This window comes from Thermococcus sp. (genome assembly GCF_027063845.1).
Taxonomy (GTDB): Archaea; Methanobacteriota_B; Thermococci; order Thermococcales; family Thermococcaceae; genus Thermococcus.
Genome location: NZ_JAMOQU010000128.1, coordinates 1 through 14494, shown reverse-complemented (window position 1 = coordinate 14494; position 14494 = coordinate 1). Strand labels below are relative to the sequence as shown.

The following is a 14494-nucleotide window of genomic DNA, read 5'->3' as shown; positions in this document are numbered from 1 at the left end:
CCTTTTGAGCATAAAGCTTTAAAAAGCGACGGCCCTCATTTATAAAGGGGTTTTTAAACCCACCATCCGGAGGTGTAAACCTTGGTGGACATGAGCAATGTAAAGCTCAGGATTGAGAACATCGTCGCTTCTGTTGACCTCTTTACGGAGCTGAACCTTGAGAAGGTTATTGAAATATGCCCCAACTCGAAGTACAACCCGGAGGAGTTCCCCGGAATCATCTGTCGCTTCGATGAGCCGAAGGTTGCCCTGCTTATATTCAGCTCCGGGAAGCTCGTCGTTACTGGAGCTAAAAGCGTCGAGGACATCGAGAGGGCCGTCAACAAGCTCATCCAGATGCTCAAGAAAATCGGCGCCAAGTTCCACCGCGCGCCCCAGATTGACATACAGAACATGGTCTTCAGCGGTGACATCGGCATGGAGTTCAACCTCGACGCTGTAGCGCTTAGCTTGCCCAACTGTGAGTACGAGCCCGAGCAGTTCCCCGGCGTCATCTACCGCGTCAAGGAGCCGAGGGCGGTGATACTGCTCTTCTCCTCCGGCAAAATCGTCTGCTCCGGCGCCAAGAGCGAGCACGACGCCTGGGAGGCCGTTAGGAAGCTCCTCCGTGAGCTTGAGAAGTACGGTCTAATCGAGGAAGAGGAGGAGTGGTGAGGGGGCTTGGCCTTCTCCGTTATATACTCTTCCGTTTTTCTCGAGCACAGACCCGAGAACTATCATCCGGAGAACCCTGACCGGTTGCTACGGGCAGTAAACTCCTTAAAGCGGTTGAACCTGTGGAAACCCGTCGAGCCAGTTCCAGTTCCGGAGGAGGAACTCCTGAAGGTTCACTCAAGGGACTACGTTGAGCTCGTCCGCGAGAAGAGTAGGGCCTTTTCATACCTCGACCCGGACACCTACGTTTCCCCCGGCACGTGGGAGGCCTCGCTCCTCGCCTTCGGGGCGTCGAGGCTCGCCGTCGAGCTGGCCCTGAAGTTCGGAGGCCTTCACCTCGCCCTCGTGAGACCGCCAGGCCACCACGCCGGAAAATCTGGAAGGGCTTTCAACGCCTCAACGCTCGGCTTCTGCATCTTCAACAACGCGGCCTACGCGGCGAAATCGGCCGAGGAGCTCGCCGGAAAGGTTCTGGTCATAGACTTCGACGCTCACCACGGCAACGGGACGCAGGAGATACTCTGGAACGACCCCAACGCGGTGCATATAGACCTTCACGAGCGCGACATCTACCCCTGGAGTGGCTACGAGCACGACGTCGGCGGGAAAGGGGCCGAAGGTACAAAAATCAACCTGCCGATGCCCCACTACTCGGGTGACGACGACTTTATCTATGCCTGGGATGAGGTTGTCCTCCCCCTTCTGGCCCAGCTCAGGCCGAAGCTCGTGGTTGTCTCTGCTGGATTTGACGGATTCCTCGGCGAGAACCTGACGACGCTTCGCCTCAGTGAACTCTTCTTCGCCTACGCTGGTTCAACGCTCTCGCGCTATCCGCTCGCGGTGATTTTTGAGGGTGGCTACTCCGTCGGACTTGACAAAGGTTTGCCTGCCTTCATCAGGGGCTACCTGGGCGGGGAAATCCGCGAGGTTCCGGTCAGTCCATCGTACGAAGCTTTGAGAACAGTGGCGAGGGTGAAGGAGATACAGTCGGAGTGGTGGGAGTTTTGACTTACGGGGGGATAAGTGGCTTACCCGGGGGTAAGTTAGTTTACGTCAGGAAGAAGTTAAATATTCCGGGAAACAACAAATAGCGAAAGCTCTCAAAGTGTGATAAAAAGAGAAGGGCATCAAAGCCCCAGCATCTCCTTCGCGGCTTTAACTCCAAGGTCGAAGGCCTTCATGTTGACGTCAACGGCCTTCTTCGGCACGCTGACCTTTATGACCTCCCTGACGTGCTCCGCTGAAAGTGGGAAGCCCGGAGTTTGCGTCAGCGCTCCGATGAGGACGACGTTGGTTGTTATGATGTTTCCGGCCTCCATGGCGAGCTTCTCGGCGTCGAAGGCCATGAACTTGGCCTCGAAGTCCTCCTCGACGACCTTTTTTATCTCCTCAAGGCTTGGATAGCTCGCGAGGCCCATCGAGACCTGAACCGGCGGAATCGGCCTCGCGTTGGTGAAGACCAAACCTCCCTTCTTGAGGTAGTTGATGTATCTCAGGGCTTCAACGGGCTCGAAGCTCAGTATAACGTCGGCCTTGCCCTCGGGAACCATCGCGCCGTAGACGTCCTCTCCAAACCTGACGTAGGCGATAACGCTTCCAAAGCGCTGGCTCATGCCGTGAACCTCGCCAACGCGCACCTTGTAGCCGGCCCTCAAAGCGGCCCAGCCGAGCAGGTTCGCCGCGGTAAGGATTCCCTGACCGCCAACTCCGGTGATAACGATGTTGTACTCCTTCATCTCACTCACCCTCCTTCATAGGCTCGAAGGCGTCGAACGGACAGACCTGGGCGCAACCGCCGCAGCCCCAGCACATCGTCGGGTCTATCTTGGCCTTCTTCTTCTCGGCGTCCCAGTAGATTGCCGGACAGCCGTAGGCGTTGATACAAATCTTACAGCCGGTACACTTCTCCTCGATGACGTGATAAATCGGCCACCTCTCACCCTTCCTGCGCATCTGGCCTATCCTGTAGAGCGCACACGGCTGTCTCGCGACGACGACGCCCACGCCTTCAACGGCCAGGGCCTCCTTGATGGCCCGCTCGGTGGCTTTTATGTCGTAGGGGTCAACGACCTTGACGTAATCGGCACCGAGGGCCTTCGCGACCTCTTCAATCTTAATCCGCTTACCGGGCCCGTGCGGGGTCTCGCCGGTTCCGGGGTTGGGCTGGTCGCCGGTCATAGCGGTGACGAGGTTATCGAGGACTACTATGACGACGTTGGAGCGGTTGTAGATTGCGTTGGCCAAAGCCGGAAGTCCCGTGTGGAAGAACGTCGAATCTCCGATGGTCGCGACGATTATCTTCTTCTCCTTTCCAGTTCTCCTCTCCTCTTCCCCGGGCACTCCGTTGAGGGCTACGTCCAGACCGTGCGCGACGCCGATTGATGCACCCATCGCGACGGTTGTATCGACGGTCTTGAGCGGCGGCAATACGCCAAGGGTGTAACAGCCTATGTCGCTCGGGAAGATTGCCCTCGGAGTCGCGGCCCTTCTAATCGCGTAGAAAGTGTTCCTGTGCGGACAGGCCGGACACAGCGAAGGAGGCCTCGGAGGAACCATTGCCTGAACCTTCTCGTACTTTTCGTCGATTTCCTCGAAGTTAATCGGAGTCTCGAGGCCGAGGAACTTCGCTATGGCCGTTACAGCCCTCCTTGTGGTCATCTCGTAAACGCGCGGAACCAAATCCTTGCCGTGAATCGGAATCCTAAGTCCCTTATCGTAGGCCCAGGTCTTGACCTGCTCCTCAACTACCGGCTCAAGCTCCTCGACGATGAGAACCTTCTCAAGCCCGTCGAGGAACTTCTCAAGCAGGCCGTAGGGAACGGGGAAGGGAGTTCCGAGCTTGAGTATCTTGACGTTCTCAACGCCGAGCCAGGCCAAGGCCTCCTTGACGTATGCGTACGCTAAGCCTGGAGCGATTATACCGACCTTCGCGTTCTCGTCGCCCTCAATCCAGTTGAAGGGGCAGTTGTTGAGCTCCTCGCGAATCTTCTCAATCTTCTCGAGAACCTGCGGGTGGAAGCGCCTCGCGTTGGCTGGGATGTCAACGAACCTGCTCGGGTCCTTCTTGAAGTCCCCGAACTTCCTCCTGCCCTGCTTTATCTCCTCGGGAAGCTCACCGAGAACGACGTCTCCCCTCGCGTGGGAGCTCCTCGTAGTTGTTCTGAGAATGACGAAGTGCTTGAACTTCTCGCTGAGCTCGAAGGCGTACTTCGTCATCTCCTTGGCCTCGTGCGGTGAGCTCGGCTCGAGAACGGGCACGTTGGCGAACTTTGCGTAAACCCTCGTGTCCTGCTCGTTCTGACTGCTCCACATGCTCGGGTCGTCCGCGACCATTATGACGAAACCGCCCTCGACGCCCATACCAACTGCGCTGAGGAATGTGTCAGCGGCAACGTTCAGTCCGACGTGCTTCATGGCCGTCATGGCCCTGAGACCGCTCCAGGCAGCTGAAAGCGCGGTCTCAAAAGCTACCTTCTCGTTGGTGGAGTACTCCATGTAAACTCCTGCCTTCTTCGCAACGGCCGCCATCGTATCGGTCAGTTCTGAACTCGGAGTTCCGGGATAAGCCGCGAAAACCGCTATGTTCGCCTCCAAAGCTCCGCGAGCTATGGCGTGGTTTCCGAGGAGAAGAACCCTCTCCCCGGGCTTATCCCACAGCACTATGTCCGTCACCTTCGCCATCAAACAACACCTCCATTGTCGGTCGTAATAAATCGAAACTCCCTTATCTCCCTCAAAATGTCGTGGGGGTCATTCTCAACCGTGTCCAGTATCCTCTTCATGCGCCTATGGACTTCCCTAACGGTGATAGAAGAAGTAAAGGTGAACTGAGCTTTCCGCTTGGGGGTTATCCCCATCTCACTCATCCTCCAAAACCCCCGCGTTCTTCGCCTGCTGAACGAGCGCGTAGGCACCAGCAGCTACATCCTCGGGCCTCTCGTAGCTCGGGATTCCGTTCTCTTCGAGGAGCTCCTTCGCCTTTTCACTGACGTAGCCGGCCATGAAGAGGCCGAGGACGGGCTTTCCGTTGTTGACCTCCTTGACGGCCTTGATGACGCCCTCAGCGTGCTCCGTTGGAGTCATTCCCGCGAAGGTCGGGACGACGCATATCGCTATGAGCATGTCGACGTTCGGGTCCTGAAGGAGTAGCTTCGCGGTCCTGTAGTAGTCCTCACCGCGAGCGCTTGCAATCATGTCAACGGGGTTCTTTACGGCGGCCATCGGCGGGAGGAATGAACGGAGCTCCTCAATGGTTTTCTCCTCGAGGTCGGCCAGCTTAAGTCCCCTCTTGTCGAGTTGGTCGGCCGTCAGAACACCTGGACCACCTGCGTTGGTCATTATCGCGACGCGCTTTCCTTTGGGCAAGGGCTGGGTGAAGGCCCTCGCCATGCTGAGCATGTCGTCTATAGTTTCCGCAATCAGAACTCCGCTCTGCTTAAAGGCAGCTTCATAAATCTTCCAGCTTCCGGCTAAGGAGCCCGTGTGGCTTGATGCCGCCCTGGCTCCGCTCTCGCTCTTTCCGGCCTTGAGGGCTATGACGGGCTTCTTCTTGGTGACCTTCTTGGCGACCTCGATGAACTTCCTTCCGTCCTTGATTCCTTCGATGTAGAGGGCTATGGCCCTGTCCTCCTCGGTGTCCGCCAGGTACTCCATGAGCTCCGCGAAGTCGAGGTCTGCCATGTTGCCGACGCTCACGAACTTGGAGAAGCCTATTCCCTCCTTGACTGTCTTGTAAACGATTCCCGCCCCCAGGGCCCCGCTCTGGCTCACGAAGGCTATGCTCCCCTTCTTGGCGTCCATTATGAATGTCGCGTTCATGTCGTTGTGGGTGTTCATGACGCCGACGCAGTTCGGGCCTATCAGGCGCATTCCATACTTGTGGGCAATCTCGACGAGCTCGCGCTCCTCCTTCTTGCCTTCCTCCCCAGTCTCTCCAAAGCCGGCCGTTATGATGACCGCTCCCTTAACCCCCTTCTCACCGCAGTCTATTATCGCCTGCTTCACGAAGCGCTTGGGGACGACGATTATCGCGAGGTCAACCTCGTCGGGGATGTCCTTGATGTTCTTGTAGGCCTTAACTCCCTGAACGACCTCGTCCTTGACGTTGACGGGGTAAACCCTTCCGTCCCTGTACTTCTTGAGGTTCTTAAAAACCTCGTAGCCGAGCTTCATCGGGTCGTTTGATGCACCGATGACGGCTATGCCCCTCGGTTTGAAGAAGTAGTCCAGGTTCATGAGCCTCACCGTTAAAATCTCCGCCGAATCGTATATAAGCTTTCCCAAAAGGGGCATTGGGGAATTTTAGGACATCGTTGAGACTTTTACGTCCATCAGTGGGCTTTTTCAGTCATCGAAAGCTTTAAGTAAGCTCTGGTTATTTTATTCTCGGAGGTGATGGCGATGGTGAAGGTGAAGTTCCTGGGCCACGCAGCTTTTCTGATTGAGGGAAGCAAGAAAATACTGATAGACCCGTTCCTCACCGGCAACCCGCAGGCGGCTGTGAAGCCTGAGGAGGTTGAAGCGGACCTGATACTCGTTACCCACGCCCACGGCGACCACATCGGCGACGCGGTCGAGATAGCCAAGAGGACCGGCGCGAAGATAGTGGCGATGTACGACATAGCCAACTACATCAGCGAGCAGGCTGAGGGGGTCGAGGTCATCGGCATGAACTACGGGCCGACTGAAATAGACGGCGTCGGAATCGTCCAGGTTCCTGCCTGGCACTCCAGCAGCGACGGCAAGTACGGCATCGGCAACCCGTGCGGCTACATCGTCAAGCTCGACGGAAAGACGATTTACCACGCTGGCGACACCTTTGTGTTCCTCGACATGGGCCTCTTTGCCGAGCTCTACGGCCCGATTGACTTAGCTTTGCTCCCGATAGGCGGGCACTTCACGATGGGTCCGAGGGAAGCGGCAAAGGCCGTCGAGCTACTCAAGCCGAAGAAGGTCGTCCCGATGCACTACAACACCTGGCCCCCGATTTCGGCCGACCCCGAGGAGTTTAAGAAGCTCGTTGGGGACAGGGCCGAAGTCATTATACTCAAACCCGGCGAGGAGCTTGAGCTTTGAAAAACCTTTTAAGAGCCTCCCTTTATCTCCTTTTCAGGTGGTGAAATGGGCAGAAGTGCAGGGTTTCTAATCTTTGCACTGGTTTTGATGTTCATCCCTCCGCTCGTTCATCCCGTTGGGGCCCAGGTTCCGGGGGAAAGCCCCCCTTACGACCTGATAATTGTGAGAAACGACAACCTGATTGATTATATAGTCGCTCTCCCCTATTCACGGCTTCTTGGGATACCAATTCTCCCAGTTAATCCAGATGAGCTCGACACAACCACCCTTGCCCAGCTCCAGAGCTACGAGCAGTTCGGCTGGTACAAGGTGCTCGTGATAGGTGACTACAAGGCAATCAGCCAGAAGGTGCAGGAACAGCTCATCAGCCTCGGGTTTCAGGTCACCAGGATAGGAGGCGCCACGAGGGTTGACACTTCGGTCAAGCTCGCCGAGGAGTTCTATCCAGACGGCGCCAAGACTGTAATCCTCGCTAGTGCAAGTGACTACGGCTCTGCCCTGGCCGCCGCTAGGTGGGCGATGACCTACGAGAACCCGCTCCTCCTGACGAATCCAAACAATCTTTCCCAGTCCGTTATCAGCGCCCTCAAGAGGCTCCACCCGAACCTCGTGGTCCTCATCGGGGCGGGTATGTCCAAGGACATTCAGGCCCAGCTTCAGGAACTCGGGTACCAGACGTACTGGGTGAAGGAAAGCATAACGATAACGGTTTCGTCCCCAACACCTCTGGCTAGGACCGACTGGACCCTCGTCATCGGTGCGGTAATCCTCACCCTCGCGGTTGCGATTCCGGCTTCGCTCTACTACGCCAAGAAGAAGTGGTCCGCCAACAAGGTTCCAATCGAGGTTTTGACAGAGAAGGAGCGCATAGTCGTCAAGGCAATCCTCGACAGGGGCGGAACGGTAAAGCAGGAGGAGTTGCCAGAGCTCACAGGTTACTCAAGGCCGACGATAAGCAGAATCATTCAGGAGCTCGAGAAGAAACAGCTCGTTGAAAGGGAGAAGGTCGGGAAAACCTTCATAGTCCGCCTCACGAAGGAAATCATAATGCGCGAGTAGCGGTCGGCTAAGCCCTCCGCTCATCACTTTTCAGGGTCCTGGCTGTTTCTTCATCCCGCAAGAAAAGGGAAGAGAAATCACTTGCGGAAGAGATGGCCGTGAGCCCTGTTCACGTGCCTCGTGAAGGCCTTTGCATCCTTGAAGACCATTCCGCACCTCGGACAGCGGAAGAGTATCTCCCCGTCCCGGTCCTTAATCTTGATGGCCTTCAACACTGCCATCTCCTCCACCCCCGAGCGGAGTTTTGGTTCGGGCTTTTAAACTTTGCTAAACCCATATCCTGTTGCCCTTGACCTTGAGGTAGCCGAGCGTTTGAAGAACCTTCAGGAAGTCCTCTATCGCGTCCTCGTCGTAGTAGATGTTTATCCTCTCGTTCCTGCCCTCGACGGTTATCGGTTCGAGCTCCATAATCGCCTCGATGAGCTCGTTCTTCCTCCGGTACTTCTCGGCCAGTTCGAGGATTCTCTCCGCTAAAATGGAGCGGGCTATTCCGTCGAACATCGCCTCGACGTAGCTCTCCTCGGTCGCATAATCTTCAGCCACCTCAAGGGCCGCCTCTATTAGCTCCCTCTCGACCTCGAGGACTTCAACGTAGTAGCGCTTCTCAAGGGTGTATTCGGTTACGAGCGTCGCCTTTAACCGTTCCTCAAGTTCCTCAAGCTCGTCGCCGATTTCCTCAATCGGGAAGCGTAGCTCAAGGCTCAGCGCGTCAAGGGGAACTCTTTCCTTCAGCAGGAAGCCCCCCTCGGTTTCCTCTATCGCCCCGGATTCAATAAGCGCGCTCACAACCGAGAGCTTTGGCAAGTCTGGCTCTTCAAAGAGTGTTCCGAGCTCCTTAACCTCACCGGACTCCCAGTTTTCGAGGAGTTCGTCGTAGGCCAGCTTGACCGCCTCAAGCTCCTCACCTACGGCTGGGACCTCGGAGGCGACCTCAACGAGCTCGGCGTAGGTGCCCCGGATTACAACGTAGTGCTCAATCTCGGCCCTGGTTTCTTCCCTCGTCCTGTTCATTATTCCCGCCCTGCTTAGCTCGCGCGAGAGTGCGTTCATATCGTCCTTGGTGAGAACCTCAAACCTCATGGTCTTCCCCCTCTATCGAGCGTTCTTCACCGTTATAACCTTTCGGCTCGAGCAGGGACTGGAGGAGGGCCTTTACGGGCTTGTTGTGAACCCGTTCCGCGGTTTCTGCAACCTCGTCTTCAAGGTCGTCCCTGAAGTTCGCGTAGAGGAGCAGGGCGTAGGCGATGAGCTTCGGGTCTCCCTCACCGAGCCTCTCGATTGCGCTCGCGAGTGGGGGGTTCCTAAGGAGCTCATCCGCGAGGGTTTCGAGGGCCTTCCTGTCATCCCTCTCCACGGCCCTTCTCAGGGGCTCGTAAAAGGCCTTGAGAACGAGCCTTGCCATCCTCTCCCTCTCAAGCAGGTCTCTCCCGGGCTCCTCCTTCCGCTCCCTCGTCAGGAGGTAGTAGGCCAGGGGCACGCTGAAGGCGACAATCATCAGCGCGTAGAGTCCTGTGGGTATCTTAACACCTGAGGGGGCCCTCCTTGAGATAACCACGAGGAGGACGAGGCCTATTGCGAACCAGAGGAGCATTCCCGCGAGGTAGTAGTGGGAGTAGTCCTTCACCTCCGGTCCCTTCGCCCTGGCCCCGAGCTCCTCAATTCTCCTTAACCCTGTCTCGGCTATCTCTATCTCTGCCTGAAGGCGCTTTATCCGCCTGTCAATCTCCTCAAGAACCCCTTCCTTTTCCATGTTGTTCACCAGATGCCTGTGATTATTAACCATTGGGGGAGGTGCTTAATTAGCTTTAACCTCGCCCGCCACGAGGTGGTAAAATGCGACTGCCCCAACGATTGCGTAGGCGTACTGGGTTATGAACTTGTAGAGAAACGCCACAACGATTGCAGTCGGAGTGTCGCCGATGGCGAGCGTTACCCCAAGCTCGTTCGCCCCGATTCCACCAGGAGTTCCAAGAAGCCCACCGAGAAAGTTTGAATACAGCACCGCTTCAAGGAACTTGAGGTAGTTTTCTCCCACTCCAAAAGTTCTCGCCGTCAGGTACAGCGCCGTTGAGTTTGCGATTGTCAGGAGTATTCCAACGGCTATCGCCAGAAGAACAGTTTTGAGCTCTCCTCTGGCCCTGTGCCAGCCAGAATACATCTTTTCGAGTGTTTGGAGTTTTCTAATTGCCCAGAAAAATGGGTATAATAAGTAGTAGGCCACCCTGTCAAAAATAACTGCCACGAGAAGGGCTCCGGCTAGGATTAATGCTATCAAATTTTTCCCGATGAACGCGATTAACAGCAGGCCCGCGAGGAACTCGGTTGCTATCGCGAGAAGGCTGACACCCATCGTGTACCAGTAGTCCGTTCCGAGGAGTCTGACTTTAACGAGAACTCCAACGGCGCTGTTGAGGGAGAACCCCAAGTACGTTCCCGAGAGCGTTGCGAGCAGGGTTCTTCTGAACGAAACTCCTGAGGCGTGGTGCACATAGATGTACCAGAGGGCGGTGTAGAGGAGGTACGCCACGAAACCCGTCAGAACTGCTGTCAGGAAATAGGGAGATAACAGCGAGGAAGCGCTCAGGTTTACCCTCGATGCCTCTGAGTAGACCTTGTGGAGCAGATAGGCGGTTATGGCAACGGTTAGGAGTAACGTTGCCGGTTTTCTCCAGTTCATGCCCTTCACTCCTTCTCGAGGAGTTCCCTGACGTATTTCGGCATCTGGAAGAGCGTCTCGTGCCTCTCTGGGTCGTAGTAGTAGAGCTTCTCCGGGGCCCTGCTCACGTCAACCTCCCTGAAGTCCAAGTCGCCCTTAACACCCACGAGGAAGCTCCAGGGTGAGGCGTAGCCTATCACGGGGAAGCTGAAGTAGTAGACCCTGTCGAAGACCTTCTTCATGGCTTTGTAGGCGTCGAGGAGTTCGTTGGTGAAGAGGTAGACGCTCCCCGCCTGGGTGATGTAGAGACCCCTCTCGTTGAGCTTCTCGTAGGCCGAGCGGTAGAAATCTTCGCTGAACAGGAGCTTTGCCGGACCAACTGGGTCGGTTGAGTCCACGATTATGACGTCGAAGCGCTCTTCAGTTTCCTTCAGGTACTTGACGCCGTCACCGATTATCAGCTCGGCCCTCGGGTCGTCGAAGGCGCCCCTGTCTATGCCGAGGTAGATTCTCGAAACCTCGACGACCATCTCATCAATCTCGACCATTGTGGCCTTCTCAACGCTCTCGTACCTGAGCACTTCCCTCAGCGTCCCGCCGTCGCCGCCGCCTATGATGAGCACCCTCTTTGGGTTCGGGTGCGCGAGCATGACCGGGTGAACGAGAACTTCGTGGTAGCTCTCCTCGCCTACCTCGACGAGCTGGACTGTCCCATCGAGGACGAGCAGTTTGCCGAACCCCTCGGTTTCGTAAAGCTCCAGCCGCTGGTATTTCGTCTGCGTCTCGAAGAGCCTCTCCTTAACCTTGAAACCGACGCCGTAGCCCCTGGGATACCACTCGATAAAGGCCCTCTCCTCCTCGCTGTAGGGCATGAACCTCACCTGAGCTTAGCTCGCCCTTTGGGTTTTAAACCTATGGGTTTTCACAGGGCAAAGTTATTAAGGCCCTTCCGAGAGTTAGTAGCGATGGCCGAGGCAGAGCTCAGAAGAAAACTCGCCCAGGAAATAGCGGATTTGTGGGCCGAAATCTCTGGAGAGTCCGGTGAGGGGATTCCCCATCTAGTCGGTGAAATTAGCGCGAGTCCTGGACTTACAGTTGAGCTTGACGTTGCCTTCTTTGATGACTACCGCCTTGAGCGCTTCCTCGACGAGGGTGTTCTCTTCTTCGTCTTTCCCGCTGACGAAGGCAGTCCAAGGGCCCTCTTCGTGTCCCTATGGCGTTTTCTCCAGGGCAAGGGCGTTCCAAGGCTTCTTCTTCCCGGCATAACACTTGAAGGGCCTCTGAGTGAGACCCTTAGAAAGCTTGGCTTTGAAGTTCTCTGGATGACCGGCGATTCGGTGGTTGAAGTGTGGGCAACGAAGGGCAGGGCCCGCTACGAGATGGTCTTTCAGAGAACAGGTGACAACGAGTTCACCTTGGTTGAAAAGAAAAAGGTTCAGTAGGGGAACATGACGACGACCGCTATTGCCGCGGCGGGCTTGTCTTTGACTGTTATCTCGGCGCTCGCAACCTTGAACTCTGCCAGCTCCCAGCCCCTGTTGGCGAAGCCCTCTTCCACCATTTTCCTGACGACCCTCTCTGCCTCTTCCATCGTGCAATAACCTGCGTACTCGTAGATTAAGCCGCCTTCGTTGTTCTTGCTTATCCCAACTCCAAGGGCCGCGCTGATGGTCATTCCCGGCTCGTCGCTCTCGATGTGCGCGTAAACGGTCGGCAGGAGCATTCCAATCGGGACGTCGTGGACTTTGTCCATCCACTCGATGTGTGCCGGGATAACGCTGCTGAGCTTGACGAGGTTGACGTTTCCTATGCCGAGTTTGAGGAGTGCGTTGTCGAAGGCGTTTAACTTAGTTCCGCCCTCTGCGGCGGCCGCTCCTATGAAAGCCCTCTTAGGTGTCGTCCAGCTCATCATCACCACCTTTAAAAGCCCCTCAATCACTCCACCGCTTTGCGTGGTGCTTATAAATCTTGCCCAAAAATTTTTAGGACTCTTGTATGGCCGTTAGAGCCCTTCCAATCGTTGCCGAGAGGAATATTCCCGCGACCGAAGTGAACGCGGTTATCGAGTACAGCTCTCCCGTTAGGACGCCGTAGCTGTTGCCGAGGTCTGCCACGAGAAGGCCGAGGATTCCAAAGCTCACAAGTCCCGTTGCCTTGGCCAGCGAGCTGAGAGGCGTTCCATCCCATTCAATGATTACCGTCAGCAGGAAGCGGACTGAGTACACCACGAGGAACCCGTAGAGCACCATGAGGGTTATTTCGGCCCTGAAGTTCATCCCACGCCAGGCGAAGAATATCGGCGCGAAGATTCCGCTCGTCACACCGCTCAGGATTGTTTCCAGCCTTTCGTACTGTTTCGTTCCCACCAAATCGCTGTGGAGTAGCAGTCCGGCCAGGAAACCACCTATGGTGAAGTGCATTCCGACTTCCTCGCTGATGAAACCGAGCGTCGCCGCGAAGACCATAAAGAGTCCGAAAACTGCCTCGTCGCTCTTAAGCTTCCTGAGCTGGGTTATTAACCAGACCTTGTGCTGGATTCCAATCTTGTAGTTTATGTAGAGCACTCCACCTATGAACAGGGCCTGCTTGGCTATCGTGGTTATGAGGTTTGGTGTGCTCCCCGCGCCCTTGAAGTTCGCGAGGACGTACACGAGTATAAGTATCGCGACTTCACTGATTATCGCGTAGGAAAGGGCCACGTGGAGGTAGTCCTCGCCGAAGAATCGCTTCAGCTTGACGACGATTGGGGCGCTGGCCACTGCAAATATCGCCGCGGCGAGGATGTTGCCCGTGCCTATTCTGTATCCCGTGAATGGGAGCGTCACGAGTAGCATCACACCCAGCGTCGCTATGTACACGGGCAAAGCCTTCTTTCCACCGATGCGGAGCTCTTCGGGCGTTATCTCAAGGCCCGCCGAAATCATGAGGAAGAATATTCCGAACTCCGCGAGGAGGTTCATCTCGTCCGCGGGGACTCCAGTCAGGACGTAGCCGAGTATCAAACCGGCTGTTATCTCACCGACTATTCCGGGGTAGCCGAGCCTCTCGAAGAGCTCCGCGAGGAACCGGCCCAATGCTATGATAATGAGAACGTGGCCTATAATCTGCATCTCCCCACCCCGCGTTAGAGTCCCCTAAATTCTGCTCCTGCGGGGATATAAGCGTTTCCATTTCGAGAAAGGTTTAAATGCTCAAACCTGTTACCCTGAGCGGTGATGTTCATGATTGAAGTCGGCGAATACAAAGTTAAGGAAGGCCTCTACTACACGAAAGACCACGAGTGGGCCAAGGTTCTTGACGACGGAACCGTTCTCGTCGGCATAAGCGACTACGCCCAGAAGGAGCTGGGCGATTTGGCCTACGTCGAGCTTCCCGAGGTCGGAACCAAGGTCAACAAGGGCGACGTCCTCTGTGAGATAGAGAGCGTCAAAGCTGTCAGCGAGGTCTACGCCCCGGTCAGCGGAGAGGTCATTGAGGTCAACGAGGCCCTTGAAGACAGCCCCGAGCTCCTCAACGAGGACCCCTACGAGAACTGGATTGCCAAGCTCAAGCCGAGCAACCTCGATGAGGAGCTCAAGGAGCTCATGGACGCTGAAGCCTACGCGAAGTACCTAGAGAGCCTCTGAACGATTTTCAAACTTTTCTTCTCTGCCTATTTCGGAATCCTTAAGTATCTAAAGAGCCCACAAACTTTGGTGGTTTCCATGAAGGTTCTGAAGGAATGGGACGTTAAGGTGAAGCTTGTCAAGACAAAGAGGGGAGCGATTCTCCATATGATTGAGCTCGAACCCGGGCACTTCTACCTCGAACAGAACCCGCTCAAGGACTCCAAGTACGGCGTCGCCTACAGGAAGATAAAAGAGCACTTTCCCGAGTTCTACATGTTCTGGGAGATTAAGAACAACCGCTACACCGGAAAGCTCCTCGCCGGGGCGTTTTTAGAAAAGCAGGAGATAGATGACTTCATAACGCTTCTCGCCCAAACCGAGGACTTCAAGAAGTTCGAGGAAATCCTTGAGGAAATTGAGGAGCTTGAAGAGGAGTGAGCTC

18 protein-coding genes are annotated in these 14494 nt (G+C 55.8%); 7 read left to right on the top strand and 11 right to left on the bottom strand.

What is annotated here, in order from left to right; genetic code table 11:
• The first annotated feature begins 81 nt into the window (after positions 1-81).
• Positions 82-654: a TATA-box-binding protein gene (locus MVO87_RS10755; protein ID WP_042691874.1), complete on the top strand. Its 573-nt coding sequence runs from the start codon at positions 82-84 to the stop codon at positions 652-654.
• Positions 655-660: 6 nt separating this feature from the next.
• Entirely contained in the window at positions 661-1662 is a 1002-nt protein-coding gene (locus tag MVO87_RS10750; protein WP_297515347.1) for a histone deacetylase family protein, read from the top strand.
• Between the two features lie 119 nt (positions 1663-1781).
• Here the strand turns inward: MVO87_RS10750 and MVO87_RS10745 are convergent, their stop codons facing one another.
• The 4 genes from MVO87_RS10745 to MVO87_RS10730 are packed head-to-tail and all read right to left on the bottom strand — an operon-like array spanning position 1782 to position 5889.
• A complete protein-coding gene (locus tag MVO87_RS10745; protein ID WP_297553123.1) occupies positions 1782-2390 on the bottom strand; it encodes an indolepyruvate oxidoreductase subunit beta in 609 nt (202 codons plus the stop codon).
• A 1-nt stretch (position 2391) separates the two neighbouring features.
• Positions 2392-4335, bottom strand: coding sequence for an indolepyruvate ferredoxin oxidoreductase subunit alpha (gene iorA / locus MVO87_RS10740; RefSeq protein ID WP_297553122.1), 1944 nt, complete (start codon positions 4333-4335; stop codon positions 2392-2394).
• Entirely contained in the window at positions 4335-4520 is a 186-nt protein-coding gene (locus tag MVO87_RS10735; protein ID WP_297515355.1) for a hypothetical protein, read from the bottom strand. Before MVO87_RS10735 ends, iorA begins: the two co-directional genes overlap by 1 nt.
• The gene (locus tag MVO87_RS10730; RefSeq protein ID WP_297515357.1) at positions 4513-5889 is read right to left on the bottom strand and encodes an acetate--CoA ligase family protein; all 1377 of its coding nucleotides are present in this window, start codon (positions 5887-5889) and stop codon (positions 4513-4515) included. The genes MVO87_RS10735 and MVO87_RS10730 overlap by 8 nt, the downstream gene beginning before the upstream one ends.
• 165 nt (positions 5890-6054) lie before the next feature.
• On the opposite strand from MVO87_RS10730, the gene MVO87_RS10725 reads away from it, so the two are divergent.
• Together MVO87_RS10725 and MVO87_RS10720 are read left to right on the top strand one after the other, a co-directional pair.
• Positions 6055-6729 carry a metal-dependent hydrolase gene (locus MVO87_RS10725; protein ID WP_297553125.1) on the top strand — a complete coding sequence of 225 codons (675 nt, stop codon included), beginning with the start codon at positions 6055-6057 and terminating at the stop codon, positions 6727-6729.
• Between the two features lie 45 nt (positions 6730-6774).
• Positions 6775-7788: a cell wall-binding repeat-containing protein gene (locus MVO87_RS10720; protein WP_297514045.1), complete on the top strand. Its 1014-nt coding sequence runs from the start codon at positions 6775-6777 to the stop codon at positions 7786-7788.
• Between the two features lie 77 nt (positions 7789-7865).
• Here the strand turns inward: MVO87_RS10720 and MVO87_RS10715 are convergent, their stop codons facing one another.
• Genes MVO87_RS10715 through speE form a run of 5 tightly spaced genes read right to left on the bottom strand, consistent with a single transcriptional unit; the run spans position 7866 to position 11316 of the window.
• Complete coding sequence (locus tag MVO87_RS10715) at positions 7866-8009, bottom strand: C2H2-type zinc finger protein (protein WP_050001914.1); 144 nt, start codon at positions 8007-8009, stop codon at positions 7866-7868.
• Positions 8010-8055: 46 nt separating this feature from the next.
• On the bottom strand, positions 8056-8868 hold the full coding sequence (locus MVO87_RS10710) for a hypothetical protein (RefSeq protein WP_297514048.1): 813 nt from the start codon (positions 8866-8868) through the stop codon (positions 8056-8058).
• Positions 8858-9538 carry a hypothetical protein gene (locus tag MVO87_RS10705; RefSeq protein ID WP_297553120.1) on the bottom strand — a complete coding sequence of 227 codons (681 nt, stop codon included), beginning with the start codon at positions 9536-9538 and terminating at the stop codon, positions 8858-8860. The genes MVO87_RS10710 and MVO87_RS10705 overlap by 11 nt, the downstream gene beginning before the upstream one ends.
• Positions 9539-9583: 45 nt before the next feature.
• Positions 9584-10465 carry a lysylphosphatidylglycerol synthase domain-containing protein gene (locus MVO87_RS10700; RefSeq protein ID WP_297514054.1) on the bottom strand — a complete coding sequence of 294 codons (882 nt, stop codon included), beginning with the start codon at positions 10463-10465 and terminating at the stop codon, positions 9584-9586.
• 5 nt (positions 10466-10470) lie between these two features.
• Complete coding sequence (gene speE, locus MVO87_RS10695; protein WP_297514073.1) at positions 10471-11316, bottom strand: polyamine aminopropyltransferase; 846 nt, start codon at positions 11314-11316, stop codon at positions 10471-10473.
• A 93-nt stretch (positions 11317-11409) separates the two neighbouring features.
• Between speE and MVO87_RS10690 the strand changes: the two genes are divergently transcribed.
• Positions 11410-11886: a hypothetical protein gene (locus tag MVO87_RS10690; protein ID WP_297514056.1), complete on the top strand. Its 477-nt coding sequence runs from the start codon at positions 11410-11412 to the stop codon at positions 11884-11886.
• On the opposite strand, the gene MVO87_RS10685 is transcribed toward MVO87_RS10690, so the two are convergent.
• Positions 11880-12353, bottom strand: a complete 474-nt coding sequence (locus MVO87_RS10685; protein WP_297514059.1) for a pyruvoyl-dependent arginine decarboxylase — start codon at positions 12351-12353, stop codon at positions 11880-11882. The genes MVO87_RS10690 and MVO87_RS10685 overlap by 7 nt on opposite strands.
• Before the next feature lie 73 nt (positions 12354-12426).
• Positions 12427-13554 (bottom strand): cation:proton antiporter, encoded by a 1128-nt coding sequence (locus MVO87_RS10680; protein ID WP_297514062.1) that lies wholly within the window; start codon positions 13552-13554, stop codon positions 12427-12429.
• A gap of 111 nt (positions 13555-13665) precedes the next feature.
• Between MVO87_RS10680 and gcvH the strand changes: the two genes are divergently transcribed.
• Positions 13666-14070, top strand: a complete 405-nt coding sequence (gcvH, locus tag MVO87_RS10675) for a glycine cleavage system protein GcvH (RefSeq protein WP_297514076.1) — start codon at positions 13666-13668, stop codon at positions 14068-14070.
• A 78-nt stretch (positions 14071-14148) separates the two neighbouring features.
• A complete protein-coding gene (locus MVO87_RS10670; protein WP_297514079.1) occupies positions 14149-14490 on the top strand; it encodes a DUF7132 family protein in 342 nt (113 codons plus the stop codon).
• Positions 14491-14494: the final 4 nt, after the last annotated feature.

Bases quoted from the DNA above. Each gene is read 5' to 3' on its own strand.
- MVO87_RS10745 (WP_297553123.1), bottom strand. From the start codon at position 2,390: ATGAAGGAGTACAACATCGTTATCACCGGAGTTGGCGGTCAGGGAATC.
- iorA (WP_297553122.1), bottom strand. From the start codon at position 4,335: ATGGCGAAGGTGACGGACATAGTGCTGTGGGATAAGCCCGGGGAGAGG.
- MVO87_RS10735 (WP_297515355.1), bottom strand. From the start codon at position 4,520: ATGAGTGAGATGGGGATAACCCCCAAGCGGAAAGCTCAGTTCACCTTT.
- MVO87_RS10730 (WP_297515357.1), bottom strand. From the start codon at position 5,889: ATGAACCTGGACTACTTCTTCAAACCGAGGGGCATAGCCGTCATCGGT.
- MVO87_RS10725 (WP_297553125.1), top strand. From the start codon at position 6,055: ATGGTGAAGGTGAAGTTCCTGGGCCACGCAGCTTTTCTGATTGAGGGA.
- MVO87_RS10720 (WP_297514045.1), top strand. From the start codon at position 6,775: ATGGGCAGAAGTGCAGGGTTTCTAATCTTTGCACTGGTTTTGATGTTC.
- MVO87_RS10715 (WP_050001914.1), bottom strand. From the start codon at position 8,009: ATGGCAGTGTTGAAGGCCATCAAGATTAAGGACCGGGACGGGGAGATA.
- MVO87_RS10710 (WP_297514048.1), bottom strand. From the start codon at position 8,868: ATGAGGTTTGAGGTTCTCACCAAGGACGATATGAACGCACTCTCGCGC.
- MVO87_RS10705 (WP_297553120.1), bottom strand. From the start codon at position 9,538: ATGGAAAAGGAAGGGGTTCTTGAGGAGATTGACAGGCGGATAAAGCGC.
- MVO87_RS10700 (WP_297514054.1), bottom strand. From the start codon at position 10,465: ATGAACTGGAGAAAACCGGCAACGTTACTCCTAACCGTTGCCATAACC.
- speE (WP_297514073.1), bottom strand. From the start codon at position 11,316: ATGCCCTACAGCGAGGAGGAGAGGGCCTTTATCGAGTGGTATCCCAGG.
- MVO87_RS10690 (WP_297514056.1), top strand. From the start codon at position 11,410: ATGGCCGAGGCAGAGCTCAGAAGAAAACTCGCCCAGGAAATAGCGGAT.
- MVO87_RS10685 (WP_297514059.1), bottom strand. From the start codon at position 12,353: ATGAGCTGGACGACACCTAAGAGGGCTTTCATAGGAGCGGCCGCCGCA.
- MVO87_RS10680 (WP_297514062.1), bottom strand. From the start codon at position 13,554: ATGCAGATTATAGGCCACGTTCTCATTATCATAGCATTGGGCCGGTTC.
- gcvH (WP_297514076.1), top strand. From the start codon at position 13,666: ATGATTGAAGTCGGCGAATACAAAGTTAAGGAAGGCCTCTACTACACG.
- MVO87_RS10670 (WP_297514079.1), top strand. From the start codon at position 14,149: ATGAAGGTTCTGAAGGAATGGGACGTTAAGGTGAAGCTTGTCAAGACA.